The sequence below is a fragment of the Flavobacterium sp. ST-158 genome, assembly GCF_058309975.1.
On sequence record NZ_JBZEEN010000003.1, the window covers coordinates 262,046 to 277,189 of the forward strand.

Consider the following 15,144-nt stretch of genomic DNA (forward strand, 5'->3'; position numbering starts at 1 on the left):
TTTTCTTTTTTGCTTGATCAAAAAAGAAACAAAAAAATCAAGCCTGGCAAATAAAAAGCTAAAAAACTACCTCAAAGCTTCGTTCCGCACCCCAAGCCGTTCGCCTTTCAGGCTCAACTTGTGGAGTGCTGCCACTTTGCTTTTTCGTTGTTTTTTACACTTTTCATTTGATGGCGGTTGCTGTGGAATATTGTAGTTTTTTATAGTTATTTCTTTTTACCCAGAACTTTTTCAAAAGCTTTTCTGGCGCTACCTCTGAAATAAACTTCTCCACAATATTGATAACCTAGTTTGTCAAAAATGCGTAGCATAGCCAAATTGTCAAAATTGGTATCGGCTTTGATGCTGTAGATTTGATTGCTCAAGGCAAATTCTTCAATGAAATTCAAAATAATTTTAGACAATCCTTTTCCCAAATGTTCTTCTGAAATCGCCACCCGGTGAAAAACGATAAAATCTTCATTGCTCAGCCATTTGCCAATAATATTAGCATATTCCGGTTCGTCATTGATTAAAACCGCAGTATAGCCAATGATTTTTTCATTTTCAATTAAAACAAAAGCGGCCTGTTTTTCAATGTCTTTTTGGATGACTTCCGGGTTAGGGTAGCCATCTTGCCATTGGTTGCTGCCATCTGCTTTTCGACGTTGAATCGCCTTTTGCAGAATATCCCAAATTTGAGAAATTTCGGCAGTGGTGGCTTTTCTAAAATGATATCTCATAGCGTTAATTATACTTGAATAACACCTAAATTAAATGCTTTTTCGATAGGAGCGTGGTTGGCGGCTTCGATACCCATTGAAATCCATTTTCGGGTTTCCAGCGGGTCAATGATGGCATCTGTCCACAAACGGGAAGCGGCATAATAGGGTGAAACCTGCTCGTCATAACGCGCCTTAATTTTGGCAAATAATTCGGCTTCTTTAGCTTCGTCAACGGCTTCGCCTTTGGCTTTCAATGAAGAAGCTTCAATTTGTGCCAAAACTTTTGCTGCCTGAGTTCCGCCCATAACGGCCAGTTCAGCACTTGGCCAGGCAACGATTAATCGGGGATCGTATGCTTTTCCGCACATGGCGTAGTTTCCGGCACCATAAGAGTTTCCTACCACCACGGTGAATTTGGGAACTACAGAATTACTTACCGCATTCACCATTTTAGCGCCATCCTTAATGATGCCTCCGTGTTCCGACTTGGAACCCACCATAAATCCGGTCACATCCTGAAGAAAAACCAACGGGATTTTTTTCTGATTGCAATTGGCTATAAAACGAGTCGCTTTGTCGGCACTATCGGAATAAATGACTCCGCCAAATTGCATTTCGCCTTTCTTGGTTTTGATTACCTTACGTTGGTTGGCCACAATTCCTACCGCCCAGCCGTCAATACGGGCATAACCAGTAATGATGGTTTGACCGTAACCGTCTTTATAAGCTTCAAACTCTGAATTGTCTACCATACGAAGGATAATTTCCATCATATCGTATTGTTCTGTTCGGGCTTTAGGCAGAATACCATAAATTTCTTTTTCGTTTAAAGTTGGTTTTTCAGCTTTGATGCGACTGAAACCCGCTTTATCATAATCACCTATTTTGTCAACTATGTTTTTTATTTTGTCTAAGGCGTCTTTGTCGTCTTTGGCTTTGTAATCAGTAACGCCTGAAATTTCGCAATGCGTAGTGGCACCACCCAGCGTTTCATTATCAATGGTTTCGCCGATGGCGGCTTTAACCAAATAACTTCCCGCCAAAAAGATGCTGGCTGTTTTATCTACAATAATTGCCTCGTCACTCATAATTGGTAAGTAAGCACCACCGGCAACGCAACTTCCCATGATGGCCGAAATTTGTGTAATTCCCATGCTGCTCATGATGGCATTGTTTCTGAAAATGCGTCCAAAATGTTCTTTATCCGGAAAAATTTCGTCCTGCATTGGTAAATAAACTCCGGCGCTATCGACTAAATAGATAATCGGAATTTTGTTTTCCATGGCAATTTCTTGCGCACGCAGGTTTTTTTTTGCAGTAATAGGAAACCAGGCACCCGCTTTGACAGTGGCGTCATTGGCTACTACAATACATTGTTTGCCTTTGATGTAACCTATTTTTATAATCACACCTCCCGAAGGACAACCACCATGTTCTTTGTACATTCCGTCTCCAACAAATGCTCCGATTTCAATACTTTCGGCTTTGGCATCCAGCAAATAGTCAATACGTTCGCGAGCGGTCATTTTGCCTTCGGAATGTAATTTTTGAATGCGTTTTTCGCCTCCTCCTAATTTAATTTTAGAGAATCTTTGTCTTAAATCAGAAAGCAAAAGTTTATTGTGGTCTTCGTTTTTGTTGAAGTTCAAATCCATGGTTGTATTGTGTTTTGCAAAATTTAAGGCTAAAATACAAAACCAACTTGAAGTTTTTTTGTTTTTTAAGAGTGGAGGTTAATTTAAACACAAAGTATACAAGGTTTTTTTAGGTGACTCAAAGAAAAATCCGTTGAATTTTTTTAATTTATGGCTTTCTAACCGCAAAGGTTGGAAGTTTTTTTGTGAAGTTTACAAAGATTTTTTTTAACATATAAGTCATTTAAGTTTTTGGTTTTATAGAATTGGAAACCAACTAGAATAATTTAAGTCTATATAAGTTTTATTCAGATATTAAATATGATGATGTAAGAGAATTATAACTTAATGGGGCTTAATTCCTTAATGGTTTGGTTTTTTAGACTTAGCTTATCTAATTTAAGGCTTTAAAAAAATTAAGTTTTTTTGTTGCAAAAAAGAACCGCAGCTTCGCAAAGTTTTAAATTTGTGAAACTGCGGTAAAAAAAATAAAAAAAAATTATTTTTTGGAATCGTTTACGAGTCTTTTTAAGATTGCCCATTGTTTTAAGGCATCTCGAGCTTCCACAGCTGGGTAACCTAACATGGTTTTCCCTGCAGGAATATCACAAGTTACTCCCGATCCTGCACCCACTATAGCACCATCGCCAATAGTAGTATGATCTTTTATAGAAGCGCTTCCGCCAATGATTACGCCGTTTCCTAAGGTTACTGAGCCTGCAAGTCCACTGTTTCCAGCCATAATGCAAAATTGTCCCAGTTTACTATTGTGTCCTATTTGGACTAAATTGTCAATTTTACAACCGTTTCCTAAAACAGTTGAGCTGAATTTTCCTCTGTCGATACAGCTGTTGGCGCCAATTTCGACATTGTTTCCAATAATGACATTCCCAATTTGTGGAATTTTTACCAAGCCCTGTTGGGGACAAGGACGGAATCCAAAGCCATCTGCTCCAATAGTAGCATTGGGATGAATGATGCAATTATTCCCTATGTGACAACGCTCTCTAACTACAGCTCCTGACCAAATAACAGTGTTTTTTCCAATGGTACATTCGTCAAGTATGGTGGTGTTAGGATAAATAATACTGTTTTCTCCAATGCTAACTTTAGGGCCAATATAACTTCCTGCGCCAATTTTAGTTCCTGCACCAATTTTAGCTGTTTCATCAACTACCGCAGTAGGGTGTATGTCTACATGGAATTTAGGAGCGGGCGGAGCAAAGAGCTCTAAAATTTGAGACATTGCTAAATCGGCATTCTTAACTTTGATAAAAGCCCTGTTTTCTCCAGGTTCAATGGAGATGTCTTCATTAACTACGGCAACACAAGCTTTTGAAGTAGCCCAAAGTTTTTCATATTTTTTGTTTCCAATAAATGAAATTTCTGAATCTGAAGCAACTTCAAGTTGTTCTGCAGCAGTAATATTTTGTAAGCTCGTACCGGAAATAACGCCTTTTAAAACATTATTTATTTCTTCAATGGAATAGGATTTCATGGTTTATTATGGAGGTTTGTTTTTAATAGAAGTTTCAAATAAAGGGATTCTATATAGATTATCCTAATCTTTTAGTAGTTGTATGGCTAAACTTTTAATAAATCTGACTTATTAGAGATAAATTGTAATTTTTTTAGGAAGAAAAGAAAATCAATTTTTTTTTGGTTCAAACAAAAAACCATCCCAAGAATGTTCTTAGAGATGGCTTTTTTAAAGTTTTATAGTAAACTATTAGTGTTTTCTGTGTCCGTTGTTATGGCCTCTGTTGTCGTGTCTTCTATCATCATTTCGTTTATAGTTAGAAGCATAACGATGGTCGTTAGTATAACGTCTGGTTGTTACATATCTAGTGTTGTGATTATGATTATTAGCATATCTCACATTGTGATTGTTGTAATAAGCATAAGGACGACTTCCGTGGTATCCGCTCAATGCAATTCTGTGTGCGTGATTTAGATTGTAATTTCTGTATTGTACTGGTACGTATCTTGTACGACACCAGTTTCCGTTGTTTAAATAAACATAAAATCCGGCACTAACATCATAATATGATTGGATTTCAGGGATGTAATAAAAATCTACGTTTACATGATTTTGAGGTATCCATGCTGGTCTAACTACAACTGCTGGTGCACCTATGTTTACATTTATTGAAACTTGTGCTTGCGTAGTGCTAGCAGCTGCAAATAATATAATTCCTGTTGCGATTAATTTTAATGTTTTCATGATTTCTATATTTTAAAGTTACTTTGGGGTTTTTGTTTGTATTTGGTTTATTTCAATTAGCGTGCCAAAAATATTTTATTAACTTTTTATTAACTATTTTTAGTAGATAGTGTATTTTTTTTTTAGTTCAGAAGCACTTATCTACTTTAAGTCTTACTATTTTTTTATTCGTTGTTAGAATCGATTTTTTTTGCTTTTAGTGTACTTGTAATTTTTAACATATTTATGGTTTTCTTGTTTTTGACCAATTAATTTTTGTGGTTGTCTTTTATATTCTTTGTAATATTTTACTGTGTTATTTTTAAAATTCACATAAGGTGTTTTTCCATGATAATCATTCAGTATAACTTTGTGTGCATGATATAAATCTTAGTTTTTATAGGCTTTAGGTAAGTTTTTTGAGCGAACCCATTTTCCATTATTGAAATAAATAAATTGTGATAAACGAATGTCATAATACGATTCAATGTCTGGAATATAATAATATTCAGCAGTAGAAAATCCAACAGGACCCCAAGCAGGATGAGCGCCAATATTTACATTAACGTTTACTTGTGCTTGTGTAGAAGAACCAAAAAATAGAACAAATCCAGCTATAATTAATTGTATGTTTTTCATGATTTCTATCTTTTAAATTATGTTGTTTGTTTTTTAATACTTAATCCAATTTGCGTGCCAGTATTATTTTTGTTAACATAATTTTAACTTCTGTAATAGGAGTAAAAAAAAAAAGAAACGCTAATAGCGTTTCTTTAGTATCTAGGAATTAAAATTTAATGTTTTTTATGTCCATGATCGGATTTTTTATTTTCATATTTGTGTTTGTTATTTCCTTTATATGACTTGCCTTTATAACTGTTTTTGTTACCTATAGTTCTTTGTGGAGCTCCTTTGTATCCTTTATAGTATTTTGCTTTATGCGTTTTATAATATACATAAGGAGTTCTTCCATGGTAATCGTTTAAGACTACTTTGTAACCATGGTATAAGTCATAGTTTCTATACTGTCTTGGTAAATGTCTTGAACGAATCCATTTTCCATTTCCAAAATAAATAAATTGCGAAAGACGAATATCATAATACGTCTGGATGTCTGGAATATAGTAATAATCAATGTTAGAATATCCAGCAGGACCCCAAGCGGGAGGAGTTCCTATATTTACATTTACGGATACTTGAGCTTGTGTTGCACTGGTAGCTAATAAAACAATTCCAGCTACGATTAATTTTAATGTTTTCATGATTTCTATTTTTTTGGGGTGTTTTAATTTGTTTGTATTATTCAAAAGCCAATTATTGTGCCAAAAAAATAAGTTGCTGTTTAAATAAAACTTAAAAAAAAACAGCTCATTCAAATTTGATGAGCTGTTTTTGTGTGTAAGTTTTTGATTTTAAAGTAGTAATATCAGTAAAAGTACAATGATGATGATGGCACCAACAGATAAATAAATACCTTGTCCTGAAGATTTTAAATTCTTTTTAATGGTTTTGACTTCTTTTCTCAACTCTTTTTTTTCAGTAGAACTTAAATTAGATTTGTCCATTTCTTTAATTTCCTCTAATCGATTGAGCATTGTTTTAACTTCGGCAGGCATTTCTTTAGGATTTTCTGCCGCATTTTTTTCTGCCGCATAAGTGTTCGTAGGCAGTACAACTAATGATAGTACCATAACCATCAAATAAAAGCTTAGTTTTCTCATACTCGAAAAATTTAAATTAAAAATTAGATTATTTCCTATAAATATACTGATTAATAACTAATTATAGGCTTTTTTTTATTTAAAAGAAATAATTCTAGGTTTAGCTAATTCAAAGTTTTGTAAACCAAAATCAGAAGTTTCAAAAGCATTTGTTTTAAATATATTATCCCCTGAAAAAGGTATGCTTGGATAATAAGAAAGAGAGAGTTGAAAAGAACTAAAAACCAAATAGTCATTTTGAATAAGCAATCCTATTCCAATTTTAGAATAGGTTTTGTTGTTCGTACTATTATTTTTATTGCCTATTGACGCAATAGTATAGTTGAAATACGGATTGATGCGGAAGCCCCAGATTTGTGTTGGTGAGTACGATTGAGTTTGAAAGGTTAGAACTATCTTTTGTGTTCCATAAACAGGACTATTAAAGCCTGGTATCCCGTAGTCTTCGTTAATTGTTAATAAATCACCGAGACTATTTTGTCGGTTTATACCAATAATCATTTGGGGTTTTATAAATTGACGTATTTTCCAATTGCCAATTTCTAATAGATTAGTAAAATAATTGGCCTGAAAACGGATAGCGGTTTGTTCAGTTTTAGATTGTTTAAAAAAACTACCAATTTCAAAATTACTACTTAAAAATCCCCAGCTATGGTAGTTTCCAAAAGCGATTTGGGCTGCTAAATAAGGCCTCCATTGCGAATTTTTGTATTGATATCCTCCCGTTATTCCGTAGATTCGACCAACAGGGACATCTTCTGTTTGTCCATTTTTAAAAATATAACGGTCTTGAATAAACTGTCTGGTATTTATTCCTATGCCGCTCAAGAGTAGTTTTTCTGAAGTATAAAAGTCTATTGGGTCTAAGTTTGTTTCAGGGCTTATTGTATAGTTTTTATTGGTAAAACCTGCTGCAACAATTAGATTAGTAGTTCTTTCGGTAATAACATCCGATTTTATAATATGAAAAGCTTTAGCTAACCATAATTCTTGAGTGTTGTATTTAAAATCCTGTGAACGATACAATTCATTTGCATCTTGTATGCTGTCTTTTAAATAATCCTGATTGATTGCAATTCCTGCTGCCCATTTGGCTAAAGGCGAGTAAAAAGGACGTTCTACGGTTATGCCTTTGGAATAATAATTTTCAAAATCGACTTTGTATTTTAATTCGGTTTTAACGAATGAATTTTTGATGTTAGGAATTAAATAACTTACAGTGTTGGCCTCTTTTCCATCACTTTTCCTATTAGAATGATAATAATCCAATTGATGTCCAATGCCAAAAAAATTACGCTCCTTGAGTCCAATACCCGTTTTAGAACTCGAAACTGAAAATTTAGGTATGGAACTCCAGGAATCCAAAACACGAATATACACATCTACAGAATCCGATTTTGGTGCGCTTAGTTTTTCGGTAATATAAACTCTATTAATGAAGTTTTGACTTCTCAATAGACGTTCAGATTCTCTGATTTCGAATAAGTTGTACGGCTTGTTTTTAGAAAAAAGTAAAATATTTTTTATGGCTATTTTTTTAGATTTAAGATGCAGCCAGTTACCTGCTTTTTCTGACCAATGTTTAGGAATTTTAGCGGTATCAGTTTCTGAATATCCAAAAGGATCTAGTGTAAGAATATGAATATCTCGTATTGTTTTACCTTCAACATTCAGATGTTTTGAAACTAGAATCCGTTTTTTAACTTTCTTATTGTTTGTGGGTTTAAACACTAAGCGGTGAAAAAATTTTGCTGTTTTATTTTTTGGCGTTGTACTAAGAATAGAAGGTAATGGAATGCTGTCTTTAGATGTTGTTTTGCTTTGCGAATATGAAAGCTGACAACAGAAAAGCATAGTAACAAGCCCCCATATTTTAGGATTACACAGCATTAAGAATTGTTTATGAATTTTAAAATAAAGGCTTTTTTATAAAGTTACAATTAAACGTCCAATAAATGCCTTTTTGTTGTAAGAATTAATCGGTAAATTCTTTTTCCTCATATTCATTTTGAAAGATGGAAATTCCTTTTTGAAACAATAAGTTGTTTGGGTAAATGACTTGTTCGCCATCAGTAGTTTTTAGAATAATGTGAAATGCCGAAATATCTTCTATTTCACCCATAATAGGGAAATCTTTATCGTGTATTTTGATAGTATCACCAATTTTGAAAGGAAAAGAAAAAAACAAAATTACCCCCGAAGTAATATTACTTAAAATAGACCACTGCGCTACCATAGCAACTCCTACCACTGTAGTAACGGACGAAACAGCCAAAACAATATCCTTAGGTCTTACTCCCCAAATAATAATTAGAGCAATGAGCGCTAGGATATTGATGAGTAGGTGAATGTATTTGATGACCAGGTTAGTGCGGTATTCAATACGGTGTGAAGTTTTAGCAAAACGTCGTACTAATTTGGTAGAAATCAGTCGCAAAATGATAATTACCGCAACTAATACGCCACTGATAATTATTTCGTTTGAAAAGTCATTAAAAAAAGTCATTCTTTCGGTTTTAGGCTAAATTACTCAAATATTGGTATACTTTATCCACTGGAAGTCCAATTACATTAGGATAAGAGCCTTCTATTTTTACAACACCTATAAAACCAATCCATTCCTGAATTCCATAAGCTCCTGCTTTGTCAAAAGGTTGGTAGTTTTCAATGTAATACTCTATAGCTTCGTCTGATAATACATTGAAAGTTACTTTGGTAATTTCATAGATAACCTCTGTTTTTGTTTGGGTTTTAAAGCAAACGGAAGTGATAACTTCATGAGTAGCATTTGATAATGATTTTAAAATAGCAAAAGCATCTTGTTTGTCTTTTGGTTTTCCTAATGCTTTTTCGTTGTGCCAAACAAGGGTATCACTGGTAATTAGAATATCATTTTCTTTTAATTCTCCATCAAAGGCCGCTGCTTTTAGTTCGGCTAAATAGTTGGTTATTTCTTCTCTTTTTAAATCATCGGGAAAAATTTCTTCAATTTCTTTTAATCGAATTTCAAAATCCAAATCCAAATCTTTGAAAAATTGCTGTCTTCTTGGTGAGCCTGAAGCTAATATAATTTGGTATTGTTTGAGTTTATTTCGAAGCATGGTATTGTATGTTTAAAGTAATAATTAGAAGGGATAAAATTCCGAAAAATAATATCCATTTTAGGACTTTGCTTAAAAGGCTAAAGTCGGTTTTAGTGGTTGCGTTCCAGATTTTGATACTAAAATACAGCAAAGGCCCAAGAACAAAAAGTAAACTGTAAATGGTAGCAACAATTAATTGATTAGGCACTAAATAATGATTAGTATAAAAAAGTAAGGACAGAATAGGAGCAAGGCTCAATACAAAAAGTAGTTTAGCTGTTTTTTTAGCTCCTAAAACTACAGCTAAGGTTCGCATTCCAGCTTTGCTGTCTCCTTCTAAATCCTCAGCATCTTTAGTAATTTCGCGTAGTAAATTGATCATAAAGGCAAAAATAGCATAGTCTAAAAGTATCGAGAATAAACGAGCCATCACTTCTTGATTTCCTGCATCGGTTGCTGGAAAAATATCGAAAACACCAATTATTAGTACGCTGGCCGATAACAATAAAGCCACAACCAGATTGCCAATTACAGGCATTTGTTTTAAACTCGTGGCATAGATGTATAAAGTAGCTGCAATAAAAATAAAAATAGCGGCAAAATTAGGTCTCATAATCACATTGGCTAAATAAAACCCAATTGCTACACCACTAACATTTAAAAAAGCATATATGTTGTATGCCTTAGCTTCCGAAATCAATTTACCTACAATCACTTTGTTAGGTTTATTAATAGTATCCGTCGACTGATCAAATATATCATTGATTACATAACCCCCAGCTGCAATTAACAGCGTACTTAAAACCAGTAATCCATATTGCCAATCAGCAAGAGCCAAATCAATTTTTTGCAATTTCAAAAAGCCATACCTAAATACAAGCTGCATAAAAGCAAGCATCGACAGGTTTTTATATCGAATGAGGTTGAGGAAGTTCATTCTTGAGTTATAGGTTATGAGTTATGAGTTGTCTATTGTTGGTTGTCAGGTGATAGTTGAAAAACCACATTTATTTTAAAATCTGAATTCTAAATCTGCAATCTAATCGTGTTTCCCATTAAAATTTTCCATCCATTTGCCTTGAACTTTCATAACTTGTTCAATTACGTCACGAACGGCTCCTTTTCCACCATTTTTATGCGAAATGTATTTTGAAATTCCTTTAATTTCAGGGCTGGCATCCTGAGGACATGTTGGTAAACCTACTATTTTCATCACTTGATAATCAGGGATATCATCGCCCATGTAGAGTACCTGTTCAGGTTTGATTTCGTTGATATCAATGTATTCGTCAAAAGTTTCTACTTTATCCGGAGTTCCTAAATGGATATTGGTAATGCCTAGATTGCGTAAGCGTACACGAACACCTTCGTTGCTTCCTCCAGAAATGATACATACATTATAGCCGCTTTCTACAGCCGCTTTCAAAGCATAACCATCGCGGATATTCATGGTTCTAAGCATCTCGCCTTCGTTGTTTACAAATACAGAACCATCAGTTAGAACGCCATCTACATCAAAAATAAAGGTAGTGATGTCGTTCATTATTTCTTTATAACTTTTTGCCATTCTCTTGAATTGATTGTGTTAGAGTTTTATATATTTTTAATTGATTTTTATTTTTTAAAAAGGCTTCGTGTGCTGCAATGGTTTTTTGGTCGTTGCGAATTGCAGGTCCTGTTTGTGCTTCTTTTGGTGAAAGACTTTGTAGCTTTTGTACTGTTTCTTCCATTAAGGGTTTTAGAATGTCAAACGGGATTTGGTTTTCTTGGCAAATGTCATTCCCAAGTGCGTACAGGTGATTGGTAAAATTATTGACAAAAACAGCGGCCACATGCAAGGCTTTTCGCTGTTCAGAATTAATGGCGTATACCTTATCCGAAATGCTTTTAGCAACTTTATCTAATACTTTATAATCTGTTCTATTTTCGCTTTCTAAACAAATAGGAATACTTTTAAAATTGACTGTTTTTCTTTTGCTGAATGTTTGTAGCGGATAAAAAACACCTTTTCTATTGGTGTCACTTAAAACACTAAAAGCAGTACTTCCTGAAGTGTGTACCACCAAACGATTTTTAAATGGTAGAGCTTCGGAAACTTTAGCAATTGCATCGTCAGAAACAGAAATGATATACAAATCGGCTTCTTGCAAAGCATTAAAATCATCTGTGATTTTTTCTAACGGGAGCAACGAGATCAGACTTTCTTTTTTTCTGGCAAATGCCTGAACCAACACGATTTCGCTTCCTGATTTTTCCAGGTTTTGAAATGTAGTAATAAGGTGTTGGGCTACATTTCCAGAGCCAATAATACTTACTTTAATCATAAGGGTAAAATTAACAAAAAAAAGAACCACAGATTATAATGAATGACAAGAATTTGTATTGTCTAAATCAATCTAATCTGTGGTTTTTTTGGAGTTTGATTTAAAAGGCTAAATCAAACGGATATTATTTCTTGTAATACTTTCTATATTTTGGATACGTAAGGGCTCCAATTAAGGCAATTCCACCTAACGAATAATAAATCCAGTTTAGTGAATGTGCTTCACCGCTAGCATAAGAATGCAATCCTACTAAGTGAAAGTTTACCCCATAGTAAGTAAACAAAATAGATACAAAAGCAAACATACTCATTAAATTAAAAACCCATTTTCCTCTTAATGAAGGTACAAAACGAGCGTGAATTACAAATGCATAGACCATAATACTGATTAATGCCCAAGTTTCTTTTGGGTCCCATCCCCAGTAACGTCCCCAGCTTTCGTTAGCCCATTGCCCTCCAAGGAAGTTTCCAATAGTCAACATAATTAAGCCAATGGTTAATGCCATTTCGTTGATATAAGTGATTTCCTGGATGTTTAAATCCATTTTGGCTTTGTTCTTTTCGTTGGTAAAAAAGATTAACAACAACGATACAAAACCTAAAATCATTCCTAATGCAAATGGTCCATAACTCGCTACAATTACTGCAACGTGAATCATTAACCAATACGAATTTAATACCGGTTGTAGATTAGCAATTTCTGGGTCAATCCAGTTCATGTAGGCCGCCATCAAAATCATTGCAGTTACAAAGGCTGAAGAAGCCACAGTTAGCTTGGATTTAATATCGAAAGCTAGGCCAAAGAACATGGTTGCCCAAGATACATAAACAATAGATTCATAAGCATTACTCCAAGGTGCGTGACCTGAAATGTACCAACGAGCAATTAATCCAGCGGTATGCAACGCAAACAATAATCCGATAATGATGTGTATACCATTAACCAAATAATTCAACACTTTAGTTTCTTTGAATATTTTTAAAATGGTAAACAAAAGCATTAAGATAGCTGCTGTTAAATACCAATATGGTAGTTTTTGGAATACATCGTATTTATTGTAAAGTATTTCTAAATCAACTTTTCTCTCAGAAGGCATTACTTTAGCACCAAATTTCTTTTGGAAACCATGAATACTTTCTAGTAATTCATCGGCATTTTTATAATCACCAGATACCGCTGCATTAGTTAAAGTACCAAAATACAATGGCAATACACTCTTAGTATAAGTAGAATCCATGCCTTTTAAACCAGCAGTTTCTAACTCGTTAAAAGAGATCCATTTGTTGTTTGCATCGTGTGGAATAGGGAAGATTTTCAAAATGTTTCCGCTCAAAGCCGATTCCATTAAGTTGACTTTTTTATCCGTTTCTACAAAATCTTTTTCAAACTGATTAGGATTTGCCGCTTGGTAAGCTGCTTCTAAATAAGGTGATAATTTGTAATTTCCCTGTTCGTCAAAAAAAGCAATAAAAGGAGCATACTTAGCTTTAACATCAATACCAATAATTTTACGGATGCTGTCATTCCCACTTTTGATGTAAATTAGCGGCACTTCAATCCATAATTTAGCATATTGCGACATGGACAAGAATACTTGGTCAGAATTCATGCCTTTGTATTCGTTAGCATGGCTTACTTTTCGCAACAATTCTGATGAAAAAGTATTAATTGGCTTCATTCTTCCTCCTGCATCCTGAATAATCAATCTTCCAAATTGGGCTGCATGTTTTTCAGAAACCTTGTATTTGTTAATCAAAGAATCCAATTCTTTTTCGGTAGGAGCAACTCTAATATGTGCCGTTGTTCCTGCTTGAGTTTGGTCAGCATGGTTATGATTGTGTTCTTGTTCCGTTTGCACCTGATCATGGTCGTGATCGTGATCATGTTCATGATCGTGTACCTGAGAAAAACCACTAAAGCTTATGAATAATACTAGAATGGTAATTAGTTTTTCTTTTTTTTCTTTTACTACATCTAGTTTTCGTTTCAAATCAGCAAAACGAGAATGCTTGGTAAACATAATAGCCACTAGCGAGATGAATAAAATAAAATAACCAGCATAGGTAATATTTGTTCCCCAGAAATCATGATTTACAGACAGCACGGTTCCTTTTTCATCTGGGTCAAAAGACGATTGGAAAAAACGATAGCCTTTATGGTCTAATACGTGGTTCATATAAATGCGGGCATCAAAGGATTTTTCTGCCGAATCTTGAACGGTTACTTTGCTTTCAAATGAAGAATAACTTTTCTCAGTTCCAGGGTATTTTTGAGCAATAAAATCGTTCAATTTGATTTTAAATGGCAAGATATAAGCTTTACTTCCGTAGAATAAAGAGTATTCCATATTTCCAATTTTTACGGTTTTAGCTTCTCCTACTTTACCTTTAGAACCTAAGATAGTTAGTTCTTTTTCTTGTCCTTCGGCTTTAACCGTTAAGACTAAAGCGTCTTCGTGGTTCTTTGCTTTAAAATCGTTATTGGATTCATAATCAATAGTTCCTCTAACCGCAGGGTCAGGAAAAACAATTCTAATATCGCCAATACTATACAACGAACGCATCATTAATGGTTGCACATTGTCTTTTGTAACAGCACCTTGCAACTTATCTGCCATGCGCATAAAGTTTCCTTCAAACGGCGTTTCTATAGTGTAATCTTTGCCATCAAAAGTAATGTTGATAGCACCATCAGTATGTTTGTTTAAAGCAAAAAGTACGTTGTGGATGTTTTGGACTTCGCCTTCTTTTAAGAAATGTTCTTCACGTCCGCCTGAACCTGCTTCTACTAATTTCATGTATAAGGTTCCGTTAGCGTCCGGTTTTACATATTCCTTAGCACCCATAATGAAGTTTTTGTATTCAACTTTAAAAGGAGTGTCGGCAAACTGTCCAGAAACAGAAAAATTATTATTGGTTACAGGAGAAAAAAGTACATGTTTTTCAAAAACACGACGTTTCATTTCGCCTTTGTATTCTCCGTCAACAAAAACGGTAAGAAAGGTTTTGTCTGAATAAAATTGATTTTCGGCGGCACCTTCGCGAATGGGCATTACCCCTTCATAACTAATATAACGCGTGATGAATGCTCCCAAAAGGATTAAAATAAAAGCCAAATGCAGTAATAAAGTAGCCCATTTTTCTTTTTTTAATAATTGGTAACGTTTGATGTTTCCAATGAAATTAATCATAAAAAACACCATAATTCCCTCAAACCACCAAGTGTTATAGACCCAAATTCGAGCTGTATCGGTATTGTATTTACTTTCTATGAAAGTTCCTGTTGCCATTGCTACTGCAAAAGCCAGAAAAAGAAAAGCCATTAAGCGAGTAGAAAATAAAAAAGAGTATATTTTTTTATCCATTTTTGAGGGATTGCGTTTTATAAAAGTGCGACAAAAGTACTCAAAAATGTTGAGTTCTAAAGCCGAGCAATTGTTAATTTAATCCAAAATTAAGTAATGGAAATAGGGTTT

General features: G+C 34.2%; 14 protein-coding genes. All 14 read right to left on the minus strand.

What is annotated here, in order from left to right; all coding sequences use genetic code 11:
- Positions 1 to 206: 206 nt before the first annotated feature.
- The 14 genes from AC4FRF_RS06995 to AC4FRF_RS07060 all read right to left on the minus strand — a co-directional run bounded on the left by AC4FRF_RS06995 (position 207) and on the right by AC4FRF_RS07060 (position 15,033).
- Complete coding sequence (locus AC4FRF_RS06995; protein WP_491158772.1) at positions 207 to 722, minus strand: GNAT family N-acetyltransferase; 516 nt, start codon at positions 720 to 722, stop codon at positions 207 to 209.
- An 8-nt stretch (positions 723 to 730) separates the two neighbouring features.
- Positions 731 to 2,359: an acyl-CoA carboxylase subunit beta gene (locus AC4FRF_RS07000; RefSeq protein WP_491158773.1), complete on the minus strand. Its 1,629-nt coding sequence runs from the start codon at positions 2,357 to 2,359 to the stop codon at positions 731 to 733.
- A gap of 478 nt (positions 2,360 to 2,837) precedes the next feature.
- Positions 2,838 to 3,836, minus strand: a complete 999-nt coding sequence (gene lpxD / locus AC4FRF_RS07005; RefSeq protein WP_491158774.1) for a UDP-3-O-(3-hydroxymyristoyl)glucosamine N-acyltransferase — start codon at positions 3,834 to 3,836, stop codon at positions 2,838 to 2,840.
- A gap of 231 nt (positions 3,837 to 4,067) precedes the next feature.
- A complete protein-coding gene (locus AC4FRF_RS07010) occupies positions 4,068 to 4,562 on the minus strand; it encodes a hypothetical protein (protein ID WP_491158775.1) in 495 nt (164 codons plus the stop codon).
- A 369-nt stretch (positions 4,563 to 4,931) separates the two neighbouring features.
- The gene (locus tag AC4FRF_RS07015) at positions 4,932 to 5,180 is read right to left on the minus strand and encodes a hypothetical protein (protein ID WP_491158776.1); all 249 of its coding nucleotides are present in this window, start codon (positions 5,178 to 5,180) and stop codon (positions 4,932 to 4,934) included.
- A 155-nt stretch (positions 5,181 to 5,335) separates the two neighbouring features.
- Positions 5,336 to 5,803 (minus strand): hypothetical protein, encoded by a 468-nt coding sequence (locus AC4FRF_RS07020; RefSeq protein ID WP_491158777.1) that lies wholly within the window; start codon positions 5,801 to 5,803, stop codon positions 5,336 to 5,338.
- Between the two features lie 150 nt (positions 5,804 to 5,953).
- Complete coding sequence (locus AC4FRF_RS07025; RefSeq protein WP_491158778.1) at positions 5,954 to 6,262, minus strand: hypothetical protein; 309 nt, start codon at positions 6,260 to 6,262, stop codon at positions 5,954 to 5,956.
- 75 nt (positions 6,263 to 6,337) lie between these two features.
- Positions 6,338 to 8,152 carry a hypothetical protein gene (locus tag AC4FRF_RS07030; protein ID WP_491158779.1) on the minus strand — a complete coding sequence of 605 codons (1,815 nt, stop codon included), beginning with the start codon at positions 8,150 to 8,152 and terminating at the stop codon, positions 6,338 to 6,340.
- An 85-nt stretch (positions 8,153 to 8,237) separates the two neighbouring features.
- Positions 8,238 to 8,768 carry a mechanosensitive ion channel domain-containing protein gene (locus AC4FRF_RS07035; RefSeq protein WP_491158780.1) on the minus strand — a complete coding sequence of 177 codons (531 nt, stop codon included), beginning with the start codon at positions 8,766 to 8,768 and terminating at the stop codon, positions 8,238 to 8,240.
- Positions 8,769 to 8,778: 10 nt separating this feature from the next.
- Positions 8,779 to 9,363 carry a Maf-like protein gene (locus AC4FRF_RS07040; protein WP_491158781.1) on the minus strand — a complete coding sequence of 195 codons (585 nt, stop codon included), beginning with the start codon at positions 9,361 to 9,363 and terminating at the stop codon, positions 8,779 to 8,781.
- Positions 9,350 to 10,282, minus strand: a complete 933-nt coding sequence (locus tag AC4FRF_RS07045; RefSeq protein WP_491158782.1) for a geranylgeranylglycerol-phosphate geranylgeranyltransferase — start codon at positions 10,280 to 10,282, stop codon at positions 9,350 to 9,352. Before AC4FRF_RS07045 ends, AC4FRF_RS07040 begins: the two co-directional genes overlap by 14 nt.
- Positions 10,283 to 10,384: 102 nt before the next feature.
- A complete protein-coding gene (locus tag AC4FRF_RS07050; protein ID WP_491158783.1) occupies positions 10,385 to 10,912 on the minus strand; it encodes a KdsC family phosphatase in 528 nt (175 codons plus the stop codon).
- Positions 10,896 to 11,669 (minus strand): Rossmann-like and DUF2520 domain-containing protein, encoded by a 774-nt coding sequence (locus tag AC4FRF_RS07055; RefSeq protein ID WP_491158784.1) that lies wholly within the window; start codon positions 11,667 to 11,669, stop codon positions 10,896 to 10,898. Before AC4FRF_RS07055 ends, AC4FRF_RS07050 begins: the two co-directional genes overlap by 17 nt.
- Before the next feature lie 124 nt (positions 11,670 to 11,793).
- A complete protein-coding gene (locus tag AC4FRF_RS07060; RefSeq protein WP_491158785.1) occupies positions 11,794 to 15,033 on the minus strand; it encodes a cytochrome c biogenesis protein in 3,240 nt (1,079 codons plus the stop codon).
- Positions 15,034 to 15,144 lie beyond the last annotated feature (111 nt).